This is a genomic window from Bradyrhizobium sp. 197 (genome assembly GCF_023073375.1).
In the GTDB taxonomy this organism is placed as follows: Bacteria; Pseudomonadota; Alphaproteobacteria; order Rhizobiales; family Xanthobacteraceae; genus Bradyrhizobium.
The window spans coordinates 111701-138147 of record NZ_JADPJJ010000030.1 but is presented as its reverse complement, the minus strand read 5'-3'; the positions used below and the strand labels follow the sequence as shown (position 1 = coordinate 138147).

Annotated in this window: 21 protein-coding genes and 1 pseudogene; 18 read left to right on the top strand and 4 right to left on the bottom strand. The window is 63.9% G+C overall.

Annotated features, from left to right (window positions below):
• Together IVB27_RS07180 and IVB27_RS07175 are read left to right on the top strand one after the other, a co-directional pair.
• Positions 1–1854 (top strand): TRAP transporter large permease, encoded by a 1854-nt coding sequence (locus IVB27_RS07180; RefSeq protein WP_247347868.1) that lies wholly within the window; start codon positions 1–3, stop codon positions 1852–1854.
• Positions 1855–1866: 12 nt separating this feature from the next.
• Entirely contained in the window at positions 1867–2844 is a 978-nt protein-coding gene (locus IVB27_RS07175) for a hydroxyacid dehydrogenase (RefSeq protein ID WP_247442421.1), read from the top strand.
• A gap of 374 nt (positions 2845–3218) precedes the next feature.
• On the opposite strand, the gene IVB27_RS07170 is transcribed toward IVB27_RS07175, so the two are convergent.
• On the bottom strand, positions 3219–3533 hold the full coding sequence (locus IVB27_RS07170; protein WP_247442419.1) for a hypothetical protein: 315 nt from the start codon (positions 3531–3533) through the stop codon (positions 3219–3221).
• A gap of 178 nt (positions 3534–3711) precedes the next feature.
• Between IVB27_RS07170 and IVB27_RS07165 the strand changes: the two genes are divergently transcribed.
• From IVB27_RS07165 to IVB27_RS07135, 7 genes and pseudogenes are all read left to right on the top strand, one after another.
• Complete coding sequence (locus IVB27_RS07165; RefSeq protein WP_247442416.1) at positions 3712–6102, top strand: bifunctional diguanylate cyclase/phosphodiesterase; 2391 nt, start codon at positions 3712–3714, stop codon at positions 6100–6102.
• A 268-nt stretch (positions 6103–6370) separates the two neighbouring features.
• On the top strand, positions 6371–7663 hold the full coding sequence (locus IVB27_RS07160; RefSeq protein ID WP_247442909.1) for an MFS transporter: 1293 nt from the start codon (positions 6371–6373) through the stop codon (positions 7661–7663).
• 11 nt (positions 7664–7674) lie between these two features.
• Positions 7675–8128 (top strand): annotated as a pseudogene (locus IVB27_RS07155) (EAL domain-containing protein); the annotation flags it as partial.
• A gap of 159 nt (positions 8129–8287) precedes the next feature.
• The gene (locus IVB27_RS07150; protein WP_247347624.1) at positions 8288–8512 is read left to right on the top strand and encodes a hypothetical protein; all 225 of its coding nucleotides are present in this window, start codon (positions 8288–8290) and stop codon (positions 8510–8512) included.
• 658 nt (positions 8513–9170) lie between these two features.
• Positions 9171–10136, top strand: coding sequence for a class I mannose-6-phosphate isomerase (locus IVB27_RS07145; protein WP_247442414.1), 966 nt, complete (start codon positions 9171–9173; stop codon positions 10134–10136).
• A complete protein-coding gene (locus IVB27_RS07140) occupies positions 10124–12400 on the top strand; it encodes a glycosyltransferase family 4 protein (protein WP_247442411.1) in 2277 nt (758 codons plus the stop codon). Before IVB27_RS07145 ends, IVB27_RS07140 begins: the two co-directional genes overlap by 13 nt.
• Before the next feature lie 43 nt (positions 12401–12443).
• A complete protein-coding gene (locus IVB27_RS07135) occupies positions 12444–13760 on the top strand; it encodes a glycoside hydrolase family 130 protein (protein ID WP_247347619.1) in 1317 nt (438 codons plus the stop codon).
• On the opposite strand, the gene IVB27_RS43210 is transcribed toward IVB27_RS07135, so the two are convergent.
• Positions 13738–14055, bottom strand: coding sequence for a hypothetical protein (locus tag IVB27_RS43210; RefSeq protein WP_345946840.1), 318 nt, complete (start codon positions 14053–14055; stop codon positions 13738–13740). The two genes, IVB27_RS07135 and IVB27_RS43210, sit on opposite strands and share 23 nt — an antisense overlap.
• 128 nt (positions 14056–14183) lie before the next feature.
• A complete protein-coding gene (locus IVB27_RS07125; RefSeq protein WP_247442409.1) occupies positions 14184–14795 on the bottom strand; it encodes a TetR/AcrR family transcriptional regulator in 612 nt (203 codons plus the stop codon).
• 129 nt (positions 14796–14924) lie between these two features.
• Between IVB27_RS07125 and IVB27_RS07120 the strand changes: the two genes are divergently transcribed.
• The 5 genes from IVB27_RS07120 to IVB27_RS07100 all read left to right on the top strand — a co-directional run bounded on the left by IVB27_RS07120 (position 14925) and on the right by IVB27_RS07100 (position 22182).
• Positions 14925–16154 (top strand): cytochrome P450, encoded by a 1230-nt coding sequence (locus IVB27_RS07120; protein ID WP_247442407.1) that lies wholly within the window; start codon positions 14925–14927, stop codon positions 16152–16154.
• A gap of 139 nt (positions 16155–16293) precedes the next feature.
• The gene (locus IVB27_RS07115) at positions 16294–19935 is read left to right on the top strand and encodes an AsmA family protein (protein ID WP_247442405.1); all 3642 of its coding nucleotides are present in this window, start codon (positions 16294–16296) and stop codon (positions 19933–19935) included.
• 198 nt (positions 19936–20133) lie between these two features.
• Positions 20134–21252 (top strand): DUF2336 domain-containing protein, encoded by a 1119-nt coding sequence (locus tag IVB27_RS07110; protein WP_247442403.1) that lies wholly within the window; start codon positions 20134–20136, stop codon positions 21250–21252.
• Positions 21253–21271: 19 nt separating this feature from the next.
• Positions 21272–21499, top strand: a complete 228-nt coding sequence (locus tag IVB27_RS07105; RefSeq protein ID WP_247442401.1) for a hypothetical protein — start codon at positions 21272–21274, stop codon at positions 21497–21499.
• Between the two features lie 197 nt (positions 21500–21696).
• Positions 21697–22182 (top strand): YkgB family protein, encoded by a 486-nt coding sequence (locus IVB27_RS07100; protein WP_247442399.1) that lies wholly within the window; start codon positions 21697–21699, stop codon positions 22180–22182.
• A 26-nt stretch (positions 22183–22208) separates the two neighbouring features.
• On the opposite strand, the gene IVB27_RS07095 is transcribed toward IVB27_RS07100, so the two are convergent.
• On the bottom strand, positions 22209–23171 hold the full coding sequence (locus tag IVB27_RS07095; RefSeq protein ID WP_247442397.1) for an AraC family transcriptional regulator: 963 nt from the start codon (positions 23169–23171) through the stop codon (positions 22209–22211).
• A 311-nt stretch (positions 23172–23482) separates the two neighbouring features.
• Here IVB27_RS07095 and soxC point away from each other — a divergent pair, with 311 nt between their 5' ends.
• The 4 genes from soxC to IVB27_RS07075 are packed head-to-tail and all read left to right on the top strand — an operon-like array spanning position 23483 to position 26124.
• Positions 23483–24754, top strand: a complete 1272-nt coding sequence (gene soxC, locus IVB27_RS07090; protein ID WP_247442395.1) for a sulfite dehydrogenase — start codon at positions 23483–23485, stop codon at positions 24752–24754.
• Positions 24741–25289 (top strand): c-type cytochrome, encoded by a 549-nt coding sequence (locus IVB27_RS07085; RefSeq protein WP_247442393.1) that lies wholly within the window; start codon positions 24741–24743, stop codon positions 25287–25289. Before soxC ends, IVB27_RS07085 begins: the two co-directional genes overlap by 14 nt.
• 10 nt (positions 25290–25299) lie before the next feature.
• Entirely contained in the window at positions 25300–25770 is a 471-nt protein-coding gene (locus IVB27_RS07080; protein WP_247442392.1) for a DUF302 domain-containing protein, read from the top strand.
• 30 nt (positions 25771–25800) lie between these two features.
• Positions 25801–26124, top strand: coding sequence for a hypothetical protein (locus IVB27_RS07075; RefSeq protein WP_247347597.1), 324 nt, complete (start codon positions 25801–25803; stop codon positions 26122–26124).
• Positions 26125–26447: the final 323 nt, after the last annotated feature.

Genomic DNA, 26447 nt, shown 5'->3' with positions numbered 1-26447 from the left:
ATGACGGGCGCCGCCTCCCTCTCGGGCGGCCGCCACGGGAGCATCGCACTGCTGCTTCGCGTCAGCGACGCGATCGCAGCCATCCTGCTCGCCGCAGATCTCGTCGTTGTCTGCGGTTCCGTACTGCTGCGCTTCTGCTTCAACGCGCCGGTCGAATGGTCCGACGACGTCGCGCGCGGCCTGATGGTCGGCTCGGCCTTCTTCGGCGCGGCGAGCGCACTCGCGCGCGGCGAGAATGTCGGCGTCTCCTTCTTTCGCGATCTGGCTCCGGTGCGGCTACGCGCGCTGGTCGACGCCGCGAGTTCGCTGCTGGTGGTGCTGATCTCGGGCTACGTCGCCTACAACGCCATCAAGCTCGGCTCGTTGACGGCGGGCCAGACCACCGGATCTGGCTTGCCGCTGGAGCTGACCTTCTATCCGATGGGCATCGGCGCGCTGTTCATGACGGTGTTCGCGATCGACCATCTTTGCGCAAGGCCGCTCCCTGATATCGTCAGAGGTCTCGTTGCAATTGCCGTTGTGACCGGCCTCTATCTCGCGTGGGATTATTTGTCGCCCGCCACGGTGCCGTCGGCGGGAACGCTGATGCTGATCGGTTTCTTCGCGACGTTGGTCGGCGGCTTGCCGATCGGCTTTGCGCTGGCGCTGGCCGCGCTGGTCTTCATCTGGGTCGAGGGCGCGCTGCCCGGCGTGATCTTCGCCCAGCAGATGGCGCGCGGTATCGACAATTTCGTGCTGCTCGCGATCCCGTTCTTCATCCTCGTCGGCTACCTTATGGAAGCCAACGGCATGTCGGTGCGGCTGATCGAGCTGTTGCAGCGTGGGGTCGGGCGCATGCGCGGCGGCCTCAACGTCGTGATGGTGGCCTCGATGGTGCTGTTCTCCGGCATCTCCGGCTCGAAGATGGCTGATGTCGCCGCGGTCGGCTCCGTGTTGATCCCGGCTGCGCGCCGCTCCAAGCAGAATCCGGGCGGCGCGGTGGCGCTGCTCGCGGCATCCGCGGTGATGGCGGAGACCATTCCGCCCTGCATCAACCTGATCATCCTTGGCTTCGTCGCGAACCTGTCGATCGGCGGCCTGTTCGTCGCAGGGCTGTTGCCGGCGGCGCTGATGGCGCTGGCCCTGATCGCCGTCTCCATCATCTTCGGCAAGACTCCCGCTGCTACCGAGGACGTCGAGCCGCAGATGCCGGTGTCGGGGCTGTGGAGCGGCGCGATCGCCTCGTTCGGCCTGATCTTCATGATCTTCTTCGGCTTCAAGAGCGGCTTTGCCACCGCCACGGAAATCTCGGCCTTTGCCGTCGCCTATGCACTCGTCGTCGGCAGTGTCGTGTTCCGCGAGCTCAGCTTCACATCGGCCGCGCATAGTTTTGTGCAGGGAGCGACGCGCGCGGGGCTCGTGCTGTTCATCGTTGCCGCAGCGCAATCGCTGGCGTTCACGCTGACCTTGCAGCAGGTGCCGCATGCGGTCGGCGATTTCATGCTGGGATTGTCAAAGACCAGCGGCACCTGGTTGTTCATCCTGCTCGCGATCGGCGTGCTGATCGTGATGGGCTCGGTGCTGGAAGGCGCGGCCGCGCTGATCATCTTCGGTCCACTGCTGCTGCCGGTGGCCGTGCAACTCGGTATCGATCCCCTGCATTTCGGCGTCGTGCTCGTGATCGCGATGGGCATCGGCCTGTTCGCGCCGCCGCTCGGGCTCGGGCTCTACGGCGCTTGCCTGATCGGCAACGTGCCGATCGAGCAGACGGTGAAGCCGATCATGGGCTATCTTGGCCTGTTGTTCCTTTGCCTGCTGGTGATCGCGTTCGTGCCATGGCTCAGCACGGCATTGCCGCGCGCGTTCGGCTACTGAAGGAGTCTTGCCGTGAAAGTCCTGCTGGCCCACACGCCGGAGATGCGCCGCAATTACTACGGTGATCGCAGCCTGAGCGGCCTGCGCGCGACCGCCGAGGTGGTCCTGCACGAGAGCGATGATACGCTGGACGCCGCCGGCCTCGTCCGCGCCGCGAAAGATATCGACATCATCGTGGCCGATCGCATGACCGAGGGCCGCGGCGAGATCTTTGCGCAACTGCCGCGCTTGCGCGCCTTCGTCCGTTGCGCCGTCGACATCCGCAACGTCGATGTCGAGGCGGCCTCGAACGCCGGCGTGCTCGTGACCCGCGCCGGGCCTGGCTTCGTGCAAGCCGTTGCCGAGCTCGCGCTCGGCTTCATGGTCGATCTCTCCCGCGGCGTATCGCGGGCGACGGCCGATTATCAGGCCGGCCGCCAGCCGGAAGCGCGGATGGGCCGTCAGCTCGCCGGCAGCAAGATCGGCATCATTGGCTATGGCAGCATCGGGCGTTACCTCGCCGAGGTGGCAAAAGTGCTGCGCATGGAGGTGCTGGTCTCCGATCCGTTTGCGACAGTCAGTGATGCTGCGATCCGCCAGGTCGGTCTCGACGATCTCCTTGCCGGGTCGGACTATGTCGTCTGCCTTGCGGTTGCGAACGAAGAGACCGAGTGCCTGATCGGGCAGGCGGCGCTGGCGCGCATGCAGAGGCACGCCGTCTTCGTCAATCTCTCGCGCGGCAACCTCGTCGACGAGGCGGCGCTTGCGAAGGCGCTGTTGGAAGGCCGCATCGCAGGCGCTGCGATGGATGTCGGTCGCGCGCCAGACCAGATGCCGGCGCCGGAACTCGCGAAGCTTCCCAACGTCATCGCGACGCCGCATGTCGGTGGGCTGACGCCGCAGGCGATCGAATATCAGTCGCTGGAAACCGTGCGCCAGGTCGAAGCGATCGTCAAAGGCGAGATTCCGCAGGGCGCGGTCAACGCCGAGCGCTGGACGCGGCGGCCCTGATCGACTGCGAGCGTGATCTGTTGAGGTCGAATTGAGCTTGGCACACGACTAAACGCACGCTTCTCCGTTCGCTCTCCCCTTGTAGGCAGGGCTATCGCATATGACGTCTCAGCGGCGCCTGAGCGAGCGCCTCGTCCTTCGAGACGACCGCTTCGCGGCCTCCTCAGGATGAGGCTCAGCTGCATCCATCTGCGTTGAAAATGCTGCCGCATGCTCATCCCTCATCCTGAGGGCCCGCCGCAGGCGGGCGTCTCGAAGGATGGCCGCAGTCGAGCTTCCAGCCATATGTTTCTTCCTATGCGATTGGCCCTGACCCACAACGGGAGGGAACGCATCTCTTTCGAAGCGGTAGGCGAGTCTCGTCAAATCCGGCTCTACAGCCGGTCCACCGCTCTGAACGTCCCGTCCTTCTGGGTCACCGTCAAAAACACCTTCGGTTCGATCATGCGCATGCCGACGGTGACGGTGACGGTGACGGTGACGGTGCTGCCGCTGACGTCGAAGCGGCCGATATCGTTGATGGCGCGCAGCAGGCTCGCGCGCGCGATACATCGGGAAAAGTCTTGCCGGGTGCGGGGAAGAGCTTCGGGAAAGCTATCTCCGCAGGATGAATCGGCGATGTATCGACGGCTCCGTACTACTCCGGGGAACCGGCAACTTACTTCGACAAAGTTCGCATCATCCCGCACTGCATTAACTAAGCCGGGTCATGCGGAACGCCCGGGTTCCGAAATTGAGCAGTTCTTAACCGCGGTCCTGTTCCGATAGTGGCTCCGGCGGCTCAACCAGAGGTTCGGTTGACCGGGAGAGGGGACGGCAGTTTCTGGAATGGGCGGTCGCGATCAGAACGATCAGGATCGGGGATGTATGACCGGATGGTGGCGTGCCGCGCCGCTGCTCGGGCTGTATCGTCCTGCGCTCGTCGCGGTCGGAATTGGTCTTCTGTTCTCGATTGCGGGTGCGGCCGCAGTGGCGCGATGGGAAGACCGCGTCAACAAGATCGAGTTCGAGAACGCGGCCGAAACCGAAGCGATCGTCATGCAGAACGGCATGGGCGAGTACATCTCCAGGCTCGTCGCGCTGCGCACGCTGTTCGAATCGACCAACCAGAAGATCACCCGCAGCGAATTCGAGACCTTCAGCGCCCGCCTGTTCGAACGCCATCCCGGCATGCTGCGCATCGCGTGGGTGCCGCGCGTGAACCGCAAGGAGCGTGCCGAATACGAGGCCGCGGCGATCGCGGACGGTGTGTCCGGCTATCGCATCAAGTCGCTCCAGGGCGATGCGTTCGCGAGCGCGCCGCAGAGCGACGAGTATTTTCCGGTGTTCTACTCGACCCAGCCGAAGACGTCTTCGGTCTACGGCATGGACTACGCGACCGTTCCGGAGCGCCGCGCGGTTCTCGAGCGCGCGCGCGACGCCGATCGGGTCGCGGCCATTCGCACCCGCCTCTACGAGCCGAAGGAGGGCGGCCGGCTGCCCGACGTCCTCGTCGCCATTCCCGTCTACGCCAAGGCAACGTCGCGCGACACGGTCGTGGACCGGCGCCGCAATCTCGCCGGCTTCGTCGTCGGCGTGTTCGACCTGCCGCTGCTGATCCAGTCCATTCGCGTGACCACCGGCGCAAGCCCCGCGGTCAGCGTGAACGTCTATCCGCCGTTCACGGGGCAGATCGTCAGCCTGGAGGAAATGCTGCCGGATTATTCGTCGGCTGCCACGGCGCCGCAGTCGATGCGAGATGTCGCGCGGGCCCTGCACTGGTCGGGCAATCTCAAGATCGGCGACACCGATTGGCAAGTGCGCGCGATACCGGCTGCCGGCGGCTCGCTGGAGACGACGTACGATCGCGCGGGCGCGGTGTTGATCGTCGGCATGCTGCTGACGCTGTCGCTTTCGATCTATCTCAGGCTCGCAAGCCGCAATTCGCAGCGGCTGTCGCTGGCGAACCGGCGTGTGCTCGAACTCGCCCAGACCGACATCCTGACCGGACTGCCGAACCGCGCCTTCTTCCTCGCCCGGCTCGACGAGCTCAACGGCCGCTTGAAGGACGGCGGTCCGACCTTCTCGATCCTGATGCTCGACCTCGACCGCTTCAAGAACGTCAACGACTCGCTCGGTCACGGTGCCGGCGATGCACTGCTGCGTCAGGTCGCACAGCGGCTGAAATCCGCGCTGCGCACCGGCGACGTGCTGGCCCGGCTCGGCGGCGACGAATTCGCCATCATCCAGGAGGCTTGCGAGGATCAGCGCGTCTGCTCGACCGAACTCGCCGGGCGAATCGCAAAGCTCGTGGCCGAGCCGTTCCTGCTTCCCGGACACCGCGTCGAGATCGGCACCAGCATCGGCATTGCGATCGCGCCCGATCATGGCAGCGACCAGGAGCAGCTCCTGAAGAAGGCCGACCTTGCGCTTTACCGCTCGAAATCGGCGGGCCGCAACTGCTTCACCATCTATGACAAGGCGATGTCGGCCGAGCTCGAGGCCCGCAACACGCTGGAAGGCGATTTGCGCGACGCCATCGCACAGTGCCAGCTCGAGGTGCACTACCAGCCGTTCGTCGACGCCCTCAGCGGCGCGCGGCGCGGTTTCGAGGCGCTGGTGCGCTGGCGGCATCCGAGCCGCGGATTGATTCCGCCGGACCAGTTCATTCCGCTCGCGGAGGAAACCGGACTGATCGTGCCGCTCGGCGAATTCGTGTTGCGGCGCGCCTGCGCGGACGCGGCCGGCTGGCCCTCCCACCTCGCACTCGCCGTCAACCTGTCGCCGATCCAGTTCAAGGAGGCCGAGCTGTTCGAGATGATCAGCGCGGCGCTCGCGGATTCCGGGCTGCCGCCGCAGCGGCTGGAGATCGAGATCACGGAATCCGTACTGCTTGAACGCGGGGTCGAGAACCACGCCTTCATGGAGCGGTTGAAGAGTATCGGCATCGAGCTCGCGCTCGACGATTTCGGCACGGGCTATTCGTCGCTCAGCTATCTGACCGCGTTCCCGTTCGACAAGATCAAGATCGACAAATCGTTCATCCGCAACCTCACGCATCTGCCGCGCAGCTCCGCCATCATCTCCTCGATCGTGACGCTGGCGCGCGGGCTGGACATGTCGGTTACCGCCGAGGGCGTCGAGACCCGCGAGGAGTACGAGCGGCTGAAGGCGCTCGGCGTCAATTTCGCGCAAGGCTATCTGTTTGGCCGCCCGCAGCCGATCGAGCGGATTCTGTTCGACGTGCCCGTCGAACCGTCCCAGCTCAACGCCGCCTGAGCGCGCGCCTCGTCCTTCGAGACGACCGCTTCGCGGTCTCCTCAGGATGAGGCTAAGCGGCATCGGCGCCTGTTGAACTGCTGCCGTACACTCCGTCCTCATCCTGAGGAGCCCGCCCCAAGCGGGCGTCTCGAAAGATGGCCGCAGGGTAGTTGTTCGCCGAGTTGCCCTTCAAATGCGATCGCCTTGCTCAGCGGGCATGCGCGAAAAGCGCTTGACCCGGTCATTCCCGGATGGTCCGAAGGACCGTCCAGGGATGAAACACACAATGCGGCTTCCGTTCTTCTACGGCTGGGTCGTGGTCGCGGTGACCTTCGTCACCATGGCCATCGGCGTCAACGCGCGCACAGCCTTTTCGTTGTTCTTTCCTCCCATCATCTCCGAATTTGGCTGGGAGCGCGGCGTCACCGCAGGCGCCTTCTCCTTCGGCTTCGTGGTGTCGGGCATGGTCAGCCCGCTGATCGGCCGGCTGATGGATCGCGCCGGCCCGCGTGCGGTGATGGAACTCGGCGTGGTTCTGATGGGCGGCGGGCTGCTGCTTGCGCCACTCACGAGCCAACCCTGGCATCTCTACGTGACCATCGGCGTCATGGTCGGCGCCGGCTCGGTGTGTCTCGGCTATTCCGGACAATCGCTGTTCCTGCCGAACTGGTTCATCCGCAAGCGCGGCTTCGCGATCGGTATCGCCTTCGCCGGCGTCGGCATCGGCTCGGTGACGCTGCTGCCATGGGTGCAGCACATGATCGAGCAGACCGGCTGGCGCACCGCCTGTACCGCGATGGGTCTGATGATCCTGATCGTGCTGGCACCGATCAATCTGTTCCTGCACAGGCGCCCCGAGGATATCGGCCTCCAGCCGGACGGCGATGCCGCCCCGGCCGCGGGTGCCGCAAAGCCCGTCTCCAACATCGTCGATCCCGCCTGGGTTGGTACCGAGTGGACGCTTCGGCGCGCCGTCGCTACTGCGCGGTTCTGGTGGATCGCGCTCGGCTATTTCTGCGGCCTTTACATCTGGTATGCGGTGCAGGTGCACCAGACCAAATTCCTGCTCGACATCGGCTTCAGTGCGAATGTCGCGGTGTGGGCACTCGGCATCGTCAGCCTGCTTGGCATTCCCGGCCAGATCCTGCTCGGCCATGTCTCCGACCGGATCGGGCGGGAATGGGTGTGGGCGATCAGCTGCGCGGGCTTTGCGATCTCTTTCGCGGCGCTGATGGCACTGAAATTCCAGCCTTCATTGTGGCTGGTCTATCTCATGGTGTTCACGCAAGGCGCGCTCGGCTACGGCCTCACCTCGATCATGGGCGCGGTGGTGTTCGAGATTTTTCAAGGCAAGCACCAGGGCAGCATCTTCGGCACGATCATGCTGGCGGCATTGGCCGGCGGCGCGGCGGGACCCTGGGTCACCGGCTTGCTCTATGATCGGGCCGGCGACTACACGCTTGCCTTCGGCATCGCCATCATCGTGAGCGGATTGTCGGCGCTCTCGATCTGGCAGGCCGCGCCGCGCAAGGTACGCGCGGTGGCCGGCAAGCTTCAGGCGGGAACCGGCGCTGAATAGGTTCCGCACGTGGCGCGTTCATGCAGGACAGGCGTCGCCGCGCTCGAGACGATGAACGCGATCCGGGAGCTCGGCGCCGGGCTTTCGGTGGACGATTTCGGCACCGGCTATTCCAGCCTCAGCCGGCTCGCGCATCTGCCGATCCGCGAGCTGAAGATCGATCGCAGTTTTATGCGCGACATCGAGCGCGACGCGGGCGCCCTCGCAATCGCCACCGCCGTGGTGCGCGTCGGCTAGGGCCTCGGCATGACCGTCGTCGCCGAAGGCGTCGAGACCGAGGCGCAGCGCAAGGTGCTGGCCGAACTCGGCTGCGACGTCGTGCAAGGCTTCCTCTACGCACCCGCGCTCGCGCCTGTAGCCTTCGAGCGCTGGCTGATCGAGCACTGCGCCGAGCAGGCGCGGGCGATGCTGGGCAGGCTTGATGTCAAGCCGGTTGACGCGGCTGCGGTGAAGCGGTCGGCGTAGGGCGTGTACTCTCGGCGCCAATTATCCCGAAGGCTTGCATCCCGAAGGCTTGCATCCCGAAGGCGTGCCATGTCCGCGGACACGGGCAGCTCGCCCTGAAACGCGTTACTTCGATCGTACCTGGTTTGATTTTGGACGGCATTGACGTGGCAATGCATAGTGAACGGTCAGCAAGCTTGCGTTCCTGTCATCGAAAATCAAATGATCGGTCAAGGCCATTTCGGCGCGCATGGCATTGCAGCAGAAGATCATCAATCGATTCAAAAGGGGCAGCTTGCTCACGGACCGGTAAAGCTCGCCACATTCGATAGTCAGGTTCTGCCGGCCTTGCGCGCTCGCCAATTCGAGCCGGGATCGAATCTCTTGCCGGAAATGATCCGTTGAAACCATGCAGCATCCGATAGCCGAAAACCCTTCCGAAAAGGGGGATCAGCCGGCCAGGATTGGAATCGAGCAATTGCCCCCGTCAACTCAGACGTCAGGTCGTGTGACCATAGAGCAATGCCAACACAAAGATACAGCTAATAAAGCCGATCTGATTGATGCTCTCGTCTCGCTATTGGGCGACGACGTTCCTATATGCTTGAGATCACCGCCCGCCCCAGGTAGTTATCGGTGACTGAGAGCATTGCGCTCCCGCCTCAACCACGAAGGCGGTCGGATGTCTGATACCCCTAAATACAAATCTCCTGAAGTGGCTGGTACCTGCGGTGCCATTGCCCGGTTTCCTTGTTTTGCCGGTCGCTGTGTCGGCCTCATGCATCGGGAATCTATTTTTGATTGATCTGCGGCAGCGATCTCGCGCGCAGATCGGTCAGGAGGTTCCTTGGCAAATACAGCAGCTGTTCGAGACTTTAACGGGCTTCCAGCCACATTCACTGGATCGAAGACCGGGCAGGACGACGCCCCGTTTGTCTTCGTCAAGGTCGGCGATGAAGAACGCCGCATGCGAAGGGCTGAATGGGATGCGCTCCCGCCCTGGACCGGCCCGCGCCCGGCACGCACGGTCACCGACTGATGCCACAGCCTTTGGGAGGCCCGCTTGACGATCGAACATGCTATCGTGCGAGCCAGGCCGAAGCCCTGGGGCAGCCTCGATCTGCGTCCCTGGAGCCAGACGTCGACCGGCGACGGCCCGATCGGGGAATTGTGGTTTGAGCGCCCGGGTCTTGCTGCGCCGAAGACGGCGTTGCTGCTCAAAATGCTCTTCACCACCGAGCCGCTATCGATTCAAGTTCATCCGGATGATGCGTTCGCGCACTCGATCGGGCTTGCCAACGGCAAGACCGAAGCCTGGTACATCGTCTCCGCGGTCCCCGGTGCGCAGGTCGCGGTGGGACTGGACTATCCGCGCTCTGCCGCCGAGTTGCGAACCGCGGTCACTGACGGCTCGATCGCCGATATCGTGCATTGGCAGCCGGTTCATCCAGGCGACGTCATTTTCATTCCTGCTGGAACCATTCATGCGATCGGCGCTGGCATCGTGCTCGTTGAAATCCAGCAGCACAGCGACGCCACGTTCCGGCTGTTCGACTATGGACGAGGGCGCCAACTGCACATCGACAATGCCGTCGCGGTGGCCACGGCAGGCCCTCGCAAAATCCAATTGCCTTCCGAACGTCTGAGCGGCGCGCGAACCGTCCTCACCGTCAATTCTTATTTTGCGCTGGAGCAAACTGACCTTGCTCCGGGCTCCGTTTGGATGCTCGACGCACCGAAAGAGACTTGGCTGCTGGCGATCGAAGGTCACGCCCAACTCGGCCCGACGAGGCTCGCGCCGGGGGACGCGTTTTTCCTGGAAGCCGACCATGCGGAAATCGAGGTAGGTGCGAACGGGTTGAAAGCGCTACTGGCCTATCCCGGCCCGAAGGCAAACCCTGCCGCGTTAATAGAGCGCAGCGCCGCGAGCGCCAGTCGCGTACCGCACGCTTTTCCCAGCGCCCTGGTCCCGACCCCCTTCGAGACCGCCGCGCTCAAACAATCGGAGACGCCAAATTGGCTGCCGTAAATCGTATCGCATTCATCGGGAATTCGCTTCCCCGCCGCTGCGGCATTGCGACCTTCACCACCGACTTGCAGAGCGCCATTGCGGCGTCCCGGGGCGATCTGGAAACCGTCATCGTCGCGATGACCGATCACGGCCAGGTCTACGATTATCCTCCCACCGTGGGCCTGGAGATCAACGACGACCGGCAAGATGATTATGTCCGTGCAGCCGCTTATCTGAACAGCGGCGGCTTCGAGGCCGTTTCGTTGCAACATGAATTCGGCATTTTCGGCGGCGAAGCCGGAGGTGAGATCATGGCGCTCTTGTCGCGCCTGACCATACCGATCGTGACAACCCTGCATACGGTCTTGTCCGAGCCGACAGAGGCTCAGCGCGATGTCATCGCACGCATCGTCGAGTCTTCGTCCAAGGTCGTCGTGATGGCTGAAAAAGGTCGGGAATTGTTGCGCTCCGTCTATCACGTGGCTGACGAGAAGATCGAAATCATCCCGCACGGCATCCCGGAGTTCGCGTTTGTCGAACCCGACGCGGCCAAGGCCGCGCTCGGATTCAGGAACAAGTCGGTCATCCTGACCTTCGGATTGCTGTCGCCGAACAAGGGTATCGAAGTCATGATCGATGCGATGCCTTCTATTCTGAAGACCCGACCCGACGCCGTTTACGTCGTGCTCGGTGCGACGCATCCCAACCTCGTGCGAGATCGGGGCGAAGCCTATCGTGAGGCCCTGATGGCGCACGCGCGCCGGGCTGGAGTCGAGGATCACGTGGTGTTCCTCGATCAGTTCGTCGACAAGAAAACGCTGCTCGATTTCATCTCGATGTCCGACGTCTACGTAACGCCGTACCTCAGTGAAGCCCAGATGACGTCGGGCACGCTCGCCTATAGTTTTGGCCTCGGTAAAGCCGTGGTTTCAACCCCGTATTGGCATGCCCGCGAACTATTAGCCGATGGCCGCGGCATCCTGGTTCCGTTTGGCGATGCGGCAGCGCTTGGCATCGAAATCGCCAAGCTGCTCACCAACGACGTGCTTCGGCAGGCGATGCGCAAGCGCGCCTATTCGAGCAGCCGCGCGATGACGTGGGAAAGAACCGCCGAACGCTATATGTCGGTATTCGAGAACGCGGGCCGCCGGCATCGGCTCAAGACCATTGCGCGCACGGATACTGGTACGCTGCTGCGCGACAGCCGCGCCCCGCCGGAAATGCAGCTCGGCCATTTCCTGTCGATGTGCGACGACACCGGACTGTTTCAGCATGCCGTTCATAGCGTGCCGGATCGTGCCCACGGCTATTGCGTCGACGACAACGCCCGGGCACTGCTCGTGGCCTGTGCGCTCAACAATCCGGGCGAAGAGCGGCTGCCGGAAGCCCTGACGGCGCGGTTTGCCGCCTTCGTCCAGCACGCCTGGAATCCGCATACACGGCGATTTCGCAATTTCATGGGCTTCAACCGCTGCTGGTTGGAGGACAGGGGGTCGGAGGATAGCCACGGACGCACGCTCTGGGCCTTGGGCGTCTGCGCGCTTACCGATGCCAGCCCGTCGCGGCGCTCATGGGCCGCGGCGCTGTTTTCCGAAGCGATGGTGACAGTGGAAGGTTTTCGTTCGCCCCGTGCGTGGGCGTTCGTATTGCTGGGCCTCGATGCTTACTGCTCGGCTGTTCCGGACGATTCCCAGGCGACCCGTCTGCGTGCCGTGCTTGCCGATCGGTTGATTTTGATCTTCGATACCGTGGCAACCGGCGATTGGGTCTGGTTCGAGGATGGGTTGGCCTACGATAACGCCCGCTTGTCCCAGGCGCTGATCATTACCGGCTTGGCCAGCAAGACATCGCGCTATGTCAATATCGGGCTGGAGTCGCTGCGCTGGCTTGTGAAGCGGCAAACCTCAGCGAAGGGCCAATTCCGCCCGATCGGCACGGCGGGATTCGGTGATCGACGCCGACCGCCGCAAGCCTTCGACCAGCAGCCGCTGGAAGCCGCGGCGACCATCGCGGCGTGCCTCGCCGCGTGGCGGGCCGATCACGATGTCGAGTGGAAAGCCGAAGCCGCACGGGTATTCGCGTGGTTTCTGGGCAGTAACGATTTGTCGGCCTCGCTGGTCGATTTGGAAACCGGAAGCTGTCGGGATGGCCTGCACCCCGATCGCCCTAATGAGAATCGGGGCGGGGAATCCGTGGTGTCGTATCTGCTTGGCCTTTCCGAGATTCGGCAGATTGCCCGCCTCAGCGAAAGCCGGGCCAAGCCTGCTCCTCTGGTCGCTTGACGGCGCCGATTACGATTTACTCCTTCAACCAATCGAGGCCGTTTTGTCGCAATCTCCCTTCCTCAAACGCCAAGCCCTTCAGCTGCGGCCGGACCCGACCCGTGTCATCGTTCGGCCATTCAAGCCGGCGACAGAGCCGCGCGACCTCAATCCGACGGACAAGACCCGCGCCAACCATATCGTCGAACGGGTTCTCGCGCTCGATCCCGAGACGGCCGACCGGCAATTGGCCGACGTTCTGGAGAATTTTCTCGGCCGTCACCGCAACCTGTTGCAGATCTTCGAGGCACGCGCCGCGGAAATGGAACAGGCGCTGGCCGACCATGCTGTATTCACGAAGGTCCAGCGCCAACTCGCGGGCGCCTATTTTCTCAACGAATATTCGTTCGAGGCCTCGGCATTGTTCAATCCGAGTATCGTGCCACATCCCGATCAGTCCGGAACACCGGACGGCAGCCTCCGCTTCATCCTAAGTCTTCGTGCCGTCGGCGAGGGTCATGTGTCTTCCCTGACATTTCGTTCGGGGCTTATTGCGGCAGACGGGGCCGTGACCATCGACCCGACGGGGCGTCTTGCATCCAGCCCCGATCTCGTCAGGCTGACATCGGGCGCCGGCGGCGACGAGATTGACGTTACGTTCGCGGCTGGGGAAGATCTGAGCGAGCGGGTGATTTTTCCGGTCACCGAAGCGCAGTCGAACGGGATCGAGGATGCCCGCTTTGTGCAATTCAGCAACGCCGGACAGAAGATCTACTACGCGACCTACACCGCCTATAGCGGACGCGCGATCCGGTCGGAGCTGATCGAGACGTCCGATTTTGTATCGTTCCGGCTATCGACCTTGAAGGGCAATGCCGCGCGCAACAAGGGCATGGCGTTATTCCCGCGCAAGATCGAGGGCAGATATGCGATGATCGCGCGCCAGGACAACGAAAACCTCTATTTGATCTTTTCCGACGATCTCCATACGTGGGATGGCGGCCAGCCGATTCTGAAGCCTCGATACCCCTGGGAATTCGTGCAGATCGGCAATTGCGGATCACCGATCGAGCTCGACGTAGGGTGGTTGCTGCTCACGCACGGCGTCGGCCCTTTGCGAAAATATTCGATCGGGGCCGCGTTGCTGGACAAAAGGGACCCGTCGAAGGTGCTCGGCCGCCTGCGCGAGCCCCTGTTGCGCCCAGACCCTTCCGAACGCGAAGGATATGTTCCAAACGTTGTCTATACCTGCGGCGCGATGCGCCATCGCGACAAGATCATCTTCCCCTATGCGGTCTCCGACAGCTTCTGCAATTTCGCGACAATCGAGATCGCATCCTTGATCGCGGCCATGGACACTAGCGCAATAGAACTGCGCTGACCGTTCTCGACATCCATCCGGCCGGTGAGATTGAAAAGACGGCGAAGCGGTCGGCGGAGGGCGCGACCTTCGGCTGGATCGCCTGGACACCCGAATCATCACGACCGGAGATATCTTCGACGTGCTCACCGCAGACCGGCCGTATCGCGCTGCGATGCCGGTCACGAAAGATCTTGCGATCATGGCGGAGATGATCGGCACCCAAATCTACCCGGACTGCTTTGCAGCTCTTCGTCGAGCGCTCGGACGCGTCGACGAGACGCTGGCGGCTTAACGAGCGTTCCGACGCTGTCATTGGGCTTCCGCCGAGAAGCGGCAGTGGGATGCGATCGTGACCCGTGTCAGCCGCACGCCTGAGCGGCGGTTGATCCGTTTCACAAGGCCGATCGCGCGTGAAAGCTCGACAGAGTTCTGAAGCTCGTCCTAATCCGAGGCCAATCCCGTCCTGCGCCGCAAATCCGTGATCGCGCGCAAAAAGCTGTCGGCCGGCGTGGTCTCCGGATCGATCAGGCGGTGCAGGCGAAAGCCGTCTTCCAGGGCCAGCACGACGGAGGCCATCCATGGCGGGTTCAGCGTGTCGCCCTTCGCGCTGCTCTTCAATGTGGCCTCGACGATGTCGGCGACCAGCTTGCGCCGCGCCCGCAGGCGCTTGGCAAGTTCAGGCCGGCGCTTCTCGGCGCGCGCGACGAACAGGATCATCTCCATGTGCAGCAGCGGCGAACGGCCGAGCGGATCCTGCCTTGTACGATCCATTGTCTTCAGCGCCGCGATGAAATCATCGAGATTGTCGTGCTGCGCGAGGATGTCCATGTTGCGCCGGATCGACTGCTCGACATGATCCTCGAGCATGGCGATGATCAGCTCGTCCTTGCTCTTGAAGTTGGAATAGAACGCGCCGCGGGTGAAGCCGGCCGCTGCCGCGATCGCCTCGATGCTGGCGCCGCCGATGCCGTCTTCCTCGAACATTCGCGCGGCCGCTTCGAACAGCTTGTCGCGCGTGTCGTCCCTGGTCGGCCTGGTTCTCACCCTTGACATCGCAGCAGTTTAGGGCAGAATGCAACTCGATACAACAATGTATCGAGTTTATAATTCGGGGATGGTTACGCTGCGCAAGAGGGGTTGCCCGGCGTATTCGATTCATGCGGCAACCGATATGAGGTCACCATGAACGAGCACGTGCAAGGCGCCGGCGGTCCGCTGTTCAATCCGCTGTCACCGGACTTCATCCGCGATCCCTATCCGCATTATGACCGGCTCCGCGCGATCTTTCCGATCCACGTGACGCCGTTCGGCCAGTTCGTCGCCAGCCGCCACGCCGATGTCAGCCTCGTGATGCGCGACAAGCGCTTCGGCAAGGATTTCGTCGAGCGTTCCAAGCGCCGCTATAGTGAGAAGATCATGGAGGAGCCGGTCTTCCGCAGCATGAGCCACTGGATGCTGCAGGCCGATCCGCCCGACCACACCCGCCTGCGCGGTCTCGTCGTGAAGGCCTTCACCGCCCGCCGCGTCGAGGACATGCGGCCGCGCATCCAGGAGATCGTCGACCAGACCATCGACGCCGTGATCGACCGCGGCCACATGGACCTGATCGAGGACTTCGCCTTCCGCCTGCCTGTCACCATCATCTGCGACATGCTCGGCATCCCCGAGGATCATCGCGAGACTTTCTATAACAGCTCGCGCGACGGCGGACGGCTGCTCGACCCCGTGCCGCTCTCGCCGGAGGAGATCGCGAAAGGTAACGCCGGCAACATGATGGCGCAGATGTATTTCCAGCAGCTGTTCGAGCTGCGCCGCCGCAACCCGGGCGACGATCTCATCACCCAGCTGGTGCAGGCCGAGGAAGACGGCAACAAGCTCACCAACGAGGAACTGACCGCCAACATCATCCTCTTGTTCGGCGCCGGCCACGAGACCACGGTCAATCTGATCGGCAACGGCCTGCTTGCGCTGCATCGCAATCCGGATCAGCTCGCGCTCCTGAAGGCACGGCCGGAACTGATGGTGGGCGCGATCGAGGAATTTTTGCGCTACGATTCCTCGGTGCAGATGACCGGGCGGGTTGCGCTGGAGGATATCGATGATCTCGGCGACGCGAAAATCCCCAAGGGCGAGACCGTGCTCTGCCTGCTGGGCTCGGCCAACCGCGACCCGGCGGTCTATCCTGATCACCCCGACCGGCTCGACGTCACCCGCCAGAATGTGAGGCCGCTGTCGTTCGGCGGCGGCATCCATTTCTGTCTGGGAGCCCAATTGGCGCGCCTCGAGGCCGAGATCGCCATCGCCACGCTGTTGCGTCGGCTGCCCGACCTGCGCATCGACGACGTCGAAAACCCGGAATGGCGGCCCACCTTCGTGCTGCGCGGCCTGAAGTGGCTGCCCGCGAGCTGGTGATAGCTGCCGGCTTTAACCTCCGCGCGCAACAGTCGCTGTGACTTCGCCACACTTCCCCCTATATAAGGGGCTGTTCCGGTACGTCTGAGGCCCTAAGGCTCAGGCAAGGCCCGCATCCGGTTTGGCCGAGGGGAGACCCGTGCAGACGACGCTGCTCGGATTGGCGATTGCCTTTATTCTAGCGCTGCTGGCCGCTCTGATCGGGCCTTACTTCGTCGACTGGAACCAGTTCAGGCCCCAGTTCGAGGCGGAGGCTGGCAGGATCATCGGCGTTCCGGTGCGGGTGGCGGGCGAGCTCGACGCGCGGCTCCTGCCGGCGCCGACGCTGCGGTTGCGCGCGGTCACCTTCGGCGGCAACAACGATCTCGGCCGCCTGCGCGCCGACAAGCTCGACGTCGAGTTCAGCCTGAGCTCCCTGATGCGCGGTGAATGGCGCGCCACCGAGCTTACGGTCAACGGTATGGCGGTCGATCTCGGCCTCGACGCGCGCGGGCGGGTCGATTTGCCGTCGGTCGCGAGCGGCAGCTTCAATCTGGCCTCGCTGGCGATCGAGCGGCTGAACCTCACCGGCCGCATCGCGCTGCATGATGCCGCCAGCCGTTCGACGCTGGAGCTGAGCGACATCACCTTCTCCGGCGACGTGCGCTCGCTGGCCGGCTCGGTCCGCGGCGACGGCAGTTTCACCGCCACCGGGGTGCGCTATCCGTTCCGCGTCTCCTCCGGCCCGAGCGCCGACGGCAACGCCACCCGCCTTCACCTCAACATCGATCCCGGCGAGCGCGCCATCCTGGCCGATCTCGAAGGCGTGCTCGCCTTCGACAATCGCCTTCCGAAATTCGACGGTGCGCTGACGCTCGCCGTACCCGCGGCGAAGAAGCCGGGCGAAGCGGGGCGGATGCCCTGGAAGCTCACGACAAAACTCAAGGCCGATCCGGCCGGCGCCAAGTTCGAGCAGGTCGATGCCAGCTTCGGCCCCGAAGACACCGCGTTGAAGCTCGGCGGCGTCGGCGATATCAAGTTCGGCGCTTCGCCGCTGCTGCGTGCGGTGCTGTCGGCGCGCCAGGTCGATGCCGACAAGCTCACGGCGAAGGACGCTAACGAGCCGCAGCGCATCCTCCCGGCGCTCCGCGCAGGGCTAGCCGCAATCCCGCAGGCGCCGATCCCGGCGCAGGTCGAGTTCAACTCCGACCAGATCATGCTCGGCGGCCGTCCGCTTCAGAACATCACGGCCGAGCTTCAGACCGACGGAAGGTCCTGGACCTTCCAGCGGCTTGAGCTGCGCGCGCCGGGCATGACGCAGCTCTCGCTCAACGGCGCGACGCCCGGCGCCGACAGTTTCAGCGGCCGTCTCAGCGTCGATTCCTCCGATCCCGATACGCTGGTGGCCTGGCTCCAGGGCCGCAGCGAGGTCAACCGCCGCAGCACGCGGCCGCTGCGCCTTGCTGGCGACGTGACCATCGCCGCCAACCATTTCGCCATCGACAGGCTGAAGGCCGAGATCGAGGGCGGTGCGGTCGAAGGCCGTATCGCCTTCGCCCAGACCGGCGCGAGCAAGGGCTCGCGGATTGACGCGGAGCTGAGGGCCGACCGCCTCGACCTCGATTCCGCCGCAAGCTTTGTCCGCGCGCTCGCGGGCCCGCAAGGAGGCCCGCAAGGAGAATGGCCGGAGGAAGCGAAGCTTTCGCTCGATATCGGCCGCGCGATCTCTGCGGGCCAGGAGTTGCGGCCGTTTGCGGCGAAGCTCGGCTACGGTCCGGCGGCGCTGTCGTTGGAGCAGTTGCGGTTCGGCCAGGCCAGCGGTGTGACCACGGAAGCGAGCGGCAGCTTCGACCGCGCCAAGGCCACGGGCAAGTTCGCGCTGAAATCCTCCGGCAATTCGCTGCGCGAGCTCACGGAGCTGCTCGAGCCGTTTGCGCCTTCGGTGCGCGCGCGCTTCGACGCCATTCCGTCATTGCCCGGCGCCACGCGCCTCAAGCTCGACCTCAGCCTCGACAAGAACGCCGAGCATGCCGATCGCAACGACGCGCGCGTCGTACTCGACCTCGACGCGCCGCAGCTCAAGGCCACCGCGACGCTGGCCGCGCAGATGCCCGTAGCGGCCGTCAACGGCATCGATGTCGACCGCTTGCGCAACAGCGACTTCACGCTGGACACGAGAGTCTCGACACCGCAGGCCGGTGCATTGCTGGGCTTGCTCGGGCTCGACCGCGTGGTGGCCGCAGGCGAGGGCGCTTCCCGGTTCGAAGGCCGCTTGAGCGGCGCGTGGCGCCATCAGCTGCAATTGAACGCAAAGCTCAGCGGCGGCGGGCTGGACGCGGACGCACAAGGCAGCGTCGAATTGTCGGAGCCGAAAGGCAGCGTGAATTTGCGCGTGCGCAATGCCAATCTGGCGCCGCTGTTCGGGACCAGCCCGGCCGATAAATCGGTGCAGACCGTCAATCTGTCCTCGCGCGTCGGCTTCTCCGGCAACCGCCTGACCTTCGACGACCTCGACAGCAGCGCGGTCGGCTCGCATCTGCGCGGTCATCTGGCGGTGACGCTCGATCAGGAGAAGAGCGTCGATGGCGAAGTCGGCCTGGACACGCTCGACCTCGTGCCGGCGCTCGCGGTGGCGATCGGCGCGGCCGGACACGACGGCGGCGATCCCTTGAGTGCGGGGCTCCTCGGTGGCTGGCGCGGCCGCATCGCTTTTCAGGCCTTGCGCGGCACATTGCCCGGCGGCATCGAGCTGCGCCCCTTTGGCGGTACGATCCGAAGCGACGGTCAGTCGCTCGCGCTCGATGCACTCATGGGCGGCGTCGGCGGCGGCGAGATATCGGCGAACCTGGATGCGCGCAATGGCGCCAATGGTCTGACGTTGAACGCGCGTATCGAGCTCGGCAATGTCGATGCGGCGGTGCTGCGCTATCGCGACCTCGCGCTGCCGAAGGGACGCGCCTCGGCGCAGATGGCGCTGACCAGCCAGGGCCGCAGTGTCGCGGCCTTGACCGGCGCGCTCGCCGGCAATGGCACGGTGACGCTCGAGTCCGCCGAGATCGCCGGCCTCAATCCCCGCGCCTTCGAGATTGCGATCCGGGCCAGCGATGGCGGGCAGGTTGCCGACGACAATCGATTGCGGCAGCTGGTCGAACCCGCGCTGTCGGCAGGTCCGATCGCAGTGGCCTCGGCGCAGTTCCCGTTCACGATCCGCGACGGACGCCTGCGCGTCGGTGCCACGTCGTTAGAGGCGAAGAACGCGCGTGCCATCGTCTCCGGCGGCTACGACATTCCCGCCGACCAGGCCGACATCCGCGCCAGCCTGACGCCGATCATGACCGGGCTGTCCGGCGCGCCGCCGGAGATTCAGCTGTTCGCTGCAGGTCCCCCGGACAGGCTCAGCCGCACCGTCGATCTCGGGCCGCTGTCCTCGTGGCTGGCGGTGCGCATGATCGACCGCGAAACGCGGCGGCTGGACGCGATCGAGCGCGGCGAGCCGCCGCCGGCAACCGCCGCGCTGCCGACGCTGGTCTCGCCAGACCCAGCGCCGGAGCCGTCGCTGCTGGATGTACCGATGCCCGGCCGCGATCCGCGCCGCGCGCCGCCGCCGAAGCCCAAGGTCGATATCAGGGTCACGCCGACGCCGAAGGCGCCGCAGGCAGCTCCCGCAGCGCCGAGCCCGCCGCTTGCAAGCCAGCAGATCGCACCGTTGCCTCCGCCGATCGACGTGAGGCCGGCCCCGGGCCCGCCGCCCGCAAAGCCCAGGCCAAAGCCGCCGCTGGTTCTGACGCCGTCGAATCCGTAACGAGCGGGCAGACCCGAGCGACGCGCGATGTTACGCGGGCCTAAATGAATTCCCTCGCATTTTAATGAATTTTGCTCGGCAAAACTGCTCTGCCGATTTTACCGGATTTGCGCGTTTGTTCCCTAGTCTGGCTCCCAGAGGAATTCGGCGTCGCGCCAGCACAGGCGGGACGGTTCGCCAAGAACTGGGGATATCGAGATGAACGGGGCGACAACACTTCTGCAGGATCTGGACGACGCGATCGCGCGCGGCTCCGACGAAAGCCGGACGAAGGCGTTGTGGCATGCGACCGACATTCTGATCACCGGCCGCTACAGCGACGACGAGATCAGCACGTTCGGCGAGGTGATCGGCCGGCTCGCCGACGAGATCGAGGTCGCCGCGCGCGCGCAGCTCTCGGAGTTGATGTCGGCGTGCGATCACGCCCCGCTCAACGTCATCGAGAAGCTCGCCCTCGACGACGAGATCGCCGTCGCCGGTCCCGTGCTGCGCGACTCCACGCGCATCGACGAGAAGATGCTGGTCGAGAGCGCCATGACCAAGGGCCAGTCGCACCTGCTCGCGATCGCCCAGCGCAAATCGATCGGCGAGGCCGTCACCGACGTGCTGGTCAAGCGCGGCGACCAGGCGGTCGTGACGTCGGTTGCCAGGAACGAGGGCGCGCGCTTCTCCGGTTCGGGCCTGCTCCACATGGTCCGCCGCGCCGAGGGCGACTCGATTCTTGCCGAGCAGCTTGGCCTACGCAAGGACGTGCCGCGCCACATCTTCCAGCAGCTGATCTCGAAGGCGTCGGAAGACGTCCGCCACCGGCTCGAGACCGAGCGACCCGAGATGATGGCGCAGATCCAGAGCTCGGTGACAGGGGTCACCGGCGACCTGCAGTCCAAGTTCGGTCCGTCCTCGCGCAGCTATTTCGTCGCCAAGCGCGTGGTGACGACGCAGTACCGGCAGGGCAACCTCAACCAGGATTCGATCTCGAACTACGCGCGCCAGCACCGGTTCGACGAGGTGCAGATCGGCCTGTCACTGTTGTCGTCGCTGCCGGTCGACGTGATCGAGCGTGCGATGATGGACCGCAATCGCGAGATGATCCTGGTGCTGTGCAAGGCGCTCGACTTCTCCTGGGACACGACCATGTCGCTGCTGTTCCTCGGCGCCAAGGATCATCTGATCACGGCGCGTGAGCTCCACGATAGCGAACGCGATTTCGGCAAGCTCAAGATCGAGACATCACGCAGCGTTTTGAAGTGCTATCAGTCGCGCAAGAACAGCGCCGGCACCGAAGCGGGCCGTCAGCCCGAGCTCCAGGTGCACTGAGCGAGAGGGAGTATCTGCAATGTTACCTCAATTCGGCACCGCCGTTCGCAAGAAGAACCTCAACGCCGATGCCGGCGGAGCATCGGACCAGGCCTCGGTCGACGCCGCCTGGCTCGTGCTGGAAGCCGCCAACGACCTCGGCGACCACGCCGCGATCGATGCCTGCCGCCGCGTCATCGACGCCGAGCTGAACGGCACGGTCGCCGGCCGCGCGGATGTCGATCTCGTGCTGGGGTATTTCAGGTAAGACGCCGCAGGTACCCAATGGCACATCAATGCGCCGACGGCGGCGTTAGCCGTAGGCCGCGCGGACACGCACATCGCACGCAGCTGTGATCTGCGGAACCCGCCGATGCGGGTAACGACCGAAGCTCCCCTTCGTACAGCTTCAGCGAACGTATTTTGCAGAGCTGATGGATGTGCAATCCGGGGAGACTTGGTCGGATGAAGGAATTCAACGTCGCTGAAAATGGGGGCGGTTCCTATCGTCCTCTCGCCATTCTCCGTTGGGTCATGGTGATCATATTCGTATCGTTTGGAATGCAGAAGTTCACGCCGCAATCCGCACAGGGCATCGCTCAGTTCATCAGCAACAGCCCGTTCATCTCCTGGCTGTCGGTGTTCGGCTTGAGGGGAGAGGCATATTTCCTCGGTGTCGCCGAATTCGTGATCGCGGGGCTGCTCGCGGCAGGCAGCTTCAGCCCGGTCCTGTCCGCTCTCGGCTCGTTCATGGGCATGGTGACCTTCGCGATCACGTGGTCGTTCTTCTTCACGACGCCTGATGTCGTCAAATGGAGCCTTTCGTTCGATCCGATGGCGTGGAATCTGACCGGCGAGTTTCTGTTCAAGGACATCGTCCTGCTGTGCGTCTGCGCGGTGTTGTTTCTCGCCTCTCTGCCGCAATCGGTTGTCCGTCTGCGCACCGGCTGAGCGTCAGGCGGCCTCTCTTCGGTCGATCATGACGTCTTCGCCGTGACGGATCGCGCTTCGCCCGGCTCCGCCATTCTCAGAGCGCCGGGCCGCATGCCGTATCTGCGCATGATGGCTTTGCTCAGCGCGCCTTCGGATGCATAGCCGACCTCGCCCGCGATTTTCGCAATCGGATCAGAGGTGCCGGCCAACCGTTGGCGCGCGATCGTCAATCTCAAATCGGCGAGGAACGTCATTGGAGCAATGCCTGCGCGCTTTCGAAAGGCGCGCACCAAACTTGCGCGCGAGGAGATCGCGACCGCCGCCATCTCGTCGAGCGTCCAGTCCCGGGCGAGATCGTCGAGGATCGCCGACACGACACGAGCCGTTATGCGGTCCCGCAAGAGCGACACCGTACTATTCCCGGAAGCATCGTCGGCGAGATGGTCGCGGAGGATCATGACGAATAGCGCCCTCGCGAGGTCGGCCGCGACCACCTCCGAGCCAACCCTTCCTGCATCCAGCTCGTCACGAATGTCGATGAACAGGTGCCGAAACCTTTCCAGGAGCGGTTCGCCCGCCGTGCGGACAATGATTTCGTCGGGAAGAGCTGCGATCAGGGGGTTCCTGTCCGACGTTTCAAACAGGAACCGGCCACACAGGAGTTCGGTATCGGCGTCAGCGTCGATCGTCGCTCGCTGGCGGACACCGTTTTTGACCTCGGTCGATATCTGCCCGACAGCGCCTCCGATCTGGCTCCGGACCGCGTGACTGTCGCCATGCGGCAGGAGGAGGATGTCACCCGCTTCGAGCCGCTGCGAGCGCAAGCCCGGCCTCTCGACCGTGCAGGAGCCGCGCGTGACCATGTGGAATTGCGCCCATCCCTTGCCGTTCGGTGCGTGTAACGACTCCCAGCTGCCACCAAATCTACAGGAATCCTCGAACACAGGGCGGATTCTGAATAGCGGCACCATCGCTTTCAACAAGTCCGCTGCGTCCGCCTCCGACATCCGTCACCCCTTGATCCGCCCGGACATGACTCCGAGCCGCCCGGCCATTCCACGGAGCGGCAAAGCGCATCTAGCCTACGCGCGTCAAGTCATTCGCGGGAAGTAACATGGCCTTGCTCGATCGGAATAATGACCGCCACCAGGTCCTCGCCGCGTCGGCAAGATCGGAAAGCTGGCAATCTTCGAGCGAATGAGCTGGTGCTCATGGTTTCTAACACAACCTAACGAGCAATCTTCGCGGCGTTCGGCAAATATCACGACGTGAGAGCGGCCCGGATTTACAAAAAGCACGTCTATCAAGGGGAGATCGCATGACGTCCAGGACGCCAATCGACTTGTTGCCGCGCGCCACGAACGTTTCGCGTCGCGGCTTCGTGACAGGCCTGTCCGCCGGTATCGTGGGTGCGGTTGCGACCGAAGCCGCTGGCGCCGAAACGTTGGCCGATGTGCCCGATCGCGGGCCCGGCGCCGATCTGAGCGCTCACAGCGAGCGCTCACGTTTTGCCAAGATCGATCGCATCCCCGAATCCACGCCGGGCAAGCGCAACATCGACCCGGGCGATGCCATCAACTCCAAGACGCCGCATCAGAAGCTGGTCGGAAACATCACGCCAACCGATTTGCATTACGAGCGCAGCCATTCCGGCGTCCCCGATATCGATCCTGCGCAGCACCGGCTTCTCATCCACGGCATGATTCGGAAGCCGCTGGTTTTCAGCGTCGACGATCTCAAGCGGATGCCGTCGGTCACGCGGATCGTTTTCATCGAATGCACCGGCAACGGATGGGAAAACTGGAAAAAGGCTGATCCCGATGTGACGGTGCAGAACACGCATGGCCTCGTCAGCACCAATGAATGGACCGGCGTGCCGCTCAAATTCCTGATTGATCTCGTCGCCAAGGACAAGAGCTCGAGCTGGATGCTCGCGGAGGGCGGCGACGGCGCGGGCGTCGACCGCAGCATTCCGCTCACCGAAGAGATCGTGAACGAGGCCTTCGTCGCCTACGGGCAGAACGGGGAGCCGTTGCGGCCCGCGCATGGCTTTCCGATGCGGCTGGTGATGCCGGGCTTCGAGGGCAACCTCAACATCAAATGGCTGCGCCGGCTCAAGTTCGGCAACGAACCGTGGATGACGCGTTGGGAGACGGCGCGTTACACACAGCTGCTCGCGAACGGTAAGGCGAGGCAGTTTCAGCTGAGGATGGAGACCAACTCCGTCATCACGCACCCCTCGGGGATGATGCAGATCCAGCCGGGTTACAATCGCATCTCGGGTCTTGCATGGAGCGGCCATGGCAAGATCGCCGAGGTCGAAATCTCGACCGATGGCGCGAAGACGTGGACGCCCGCGCAATTGAGCCAACCGGTGTTGTCCAAGGCCCAGGTCCGATTCCAGATGGATTGGGCGTGGGACGGCAAACCGACCAAGATCGTGAGCCGTTCGACTGACGACCAGGGCAATGTTCAACCGGACCGGCAGTCCTTCATCGCCGCGATGGGGACTAACGCGCTGTTTCATTACAACGCCCAGCAGACCTGGAGCATCGACGAGGCCGGGAGGGTCCGCAATGTCCTCGCATAGCAAGCTGTTTCTCGTAGTCGCGCTCACCCTGGGTTTGCTCGCGGCACCCGCGCTCGGGTTCGATTTCGGCCGTCCAGCGACGCCGGAGGAGATCAAGCTGTGGGACATCGATGTCGGACCTGACGGCAAGGGGCTTCCGGACGGCAGCGGCGCGGTGGCGCAAGGCAAGCAGATATTCGCCGACAATTGTGCGGCCTGTCATGGCGACAATGGCCAGGGCGGCATCAAGGATCGCCTCGCTGGCGGACAGGGCACGCTCACCTCCAACATGCCGGTCAAGACGGTCGGCAGCTTCTGGCCCTATGCGACGACCTTGTTCGACTACATCCATCGCGCCATGCCGTATCCGACGCCGGGCTCGCTCAGCACCGACGAGACCTATGCCGTCACCGCTTACATCCTGAGCCTCAACGGCATCATTCCAGCGGACGGCAAGGTCGACAAGGAAAGCCTGCCGAAGATCAAAATGCCCAATCGGGATGGCTTCATTCCGGAGCCGGAATTCGACCCGGCGAAACTATTCCGCAAGAAGTGAGCGGTTGATCATGAGGCTTTTGGCGTTGATCAAAATCCTCACGTTGATCGCAGCGTCATGTCTATCGGAGACACAAGCAATGGCCGCAGACGGACTCATCACCATCAAGAGCAGTTTTGGACCGGAAGACACCATGAAGCGTCTCGAGACAGAGGTGAAAGCCAGAGGCCTCGCGGTGTTTGCCCATGTCGATCACGCCGCGGGCGCTGCCGCTGTCGGGCTGACATTGCGCCCGACCGATCTGCTGATCTTCGGCAACGCCAAGGGCGGCACGCCGTTGATGCAGCAGGCGCAGACCGCTGGCATCGACCTTCCGCTGAAGGCACTGGTCTGGCAGGACGAGCAAGGTGCGACCTGGCTGTCCTACAACGATCCGGCCTATCTCGCTGGGCGTCACGGCGCCGGCGAGCCGGCCAAGGCTGCGGTTGCCGCGATGACGGCGGCCCTGCATGCGATTGCGACCAAGGCCACTGTGCCGTAACATAATGCGGCCACGCTTGAGGAGAGCTCCATGAACAGCACCAATGAGCAACCGGCAACCGAGACGTCCAGCCCGCGAGAGGGCAAGCTCGCGAGATGGGTGGTCATTGCGGTGCTGTGCGCGTTGCTCGTCGCCGCGTGCGTTCTCGGCTATCTCGGCTGGACCAGCACCGATAACGGCGTGCCGGCGTCGGGCTATGTTGCGCTGGTGCTCGGCGTCGTGTTCTCGCTGGTCGTCGGCATCGGCCTGATGGCGCTGGTGTTTTACAGCAGCCGCAAAGGCTATGACGAACCCGCGGTGCTGATCCGCGAGCCGGAGAGCGATCCGGAGGATGGACACGGCGGCCCGCGCTAACGGGCCGAGCGCAGGACAAGGGATCGCGTGCCTGCAACATTGGAATAGCCGGCTGACAAACCGTACCAATCATCATTCGAATTGATCTCGAAGACGTTGGCTTCGCCATTCAAGCAGGCCGGTGTCATGCCGACGGAGATCAGCGCTCCGCCGAGGTGACGGCAATCCCGGCCGCACCGGATTTCGTTTCCGGCTCGCCTGGTTGAGATGTCGGGGTCTTGCGGACAAGGCATTGTGCCTCTTGCCCGAGAGAGTTGCACAAAAACTCCCAAAGGATGTGAATTAGTTCACACACACGCCGACGCGCCAGATTTACGGTTTGT

What these genes read in the sequence shown, in the direction of transcription:
- IVB27_RS07180 (WP_247347868.1), top strand. Translation starts at nt 1, where the DNA reads ATGACGGGCGCCGCCTCCCTCTCGGGCGGCCGCCACGGGAGCATCGCA.
- IVB27_RS07165 (WP_247442416.1), top strand. Translation starts at nt 3,712, where the DNA reads ATGACCGGATGGTGGCGTGCCGCGCCGCTGCTCGGGCTGTATCGTCCT.
- IVB27_RS07160 (WP_247442909.1), top strand. Translation starts at nt 6,371, where the DNA reads ATGCGGCTTCCGTTCTTCTACGGCTGGGTCGTGGTCGCGGTGACCTTC.
- IVB27_RS43210 (WP_345946840.1), bottom strand. Translation starts at nt 14,055, where the DNA reads ATGACAGCGTCGGAACGCTCGTTAAGCCGCCAGCGTCTCGTCGACGCG.
- IVB27_RS07125 (WP_247442409.1), bottom strand. Translation starts at nt 14,795, where the DNA reads ATGTCAAGGGTGAGAACCAGGCCGACCAGGGACGACACGCGCGACAAG.
- IVB27_RS07120 (WP_247442407.1), top strand. Translation starts at nt 14,925, where the DNA reads ATGAACGAGCACGTGCAAGGCGCCGGCGGTCCGCTGTTCAATCCGCTG.
- IVB27_RS07110 (WP_247442403.1), top strand. Translation starts at nt 20,134, where the DNA reads ATGAACGGGGCGACAACACTTCTGCAGGATCTGGACGACGCGATCGCG.
- IVB27_RS07105 (WP_247442401.1), top strand. Translation starts at nt 21,272, where the DNA reads ATGTTACCTCAATTCGGCACCGCCGTTCGCAAGAAGAACCTCAACGCC.
- IVB27_RS07100 (WP_247442399.1), top strand. Translation starts at nt 21,697, where the DNA reads ATGAAGGAATTCAACGTCGCTGAAAATGGGGGCGGTTCCTATCGTCCT.
- IVB27_RS07095 (WP_247442397.1), bottom strand. Translation starts at nt 23,171, where the DNA reads ATGTCGGAGGCGGACGCAGCGGACTTGTTGAAAGCGATGGTGCCGCTA.
- soxC (WP_247442395.1), top strand. Translation starts at nt 23,483, where the DNA reads ATGACGTCCAGGACGCCAATCGACTTGTTGCCGCGCGCCACGAACGTT.
- IVB27_RS07085 (WP_247442393.1), top strand. Translation starts at nt 24,741, where the DNA reads ATGTCCTCGCATAGCAAGCTGTTTCTCGTAGTCGCGCTCACCCTGGGT.
- IVB27_RS07080 (WP_247442392.1), top strand. Translation starts at nt 25,300, where the DNA reads ATGAGGCTTTTGGCGTTGATCAAAATCCTCACGTTGATCGCAGCGTCA.
- IVB27_RS07075 (WP_247347597.1), top strand. Translation starts at nt 25,801, where the DNA reads ATGAACAGCACCAATGAGCAACCGGCAACCGAGACGTCCAGCCCGCGA.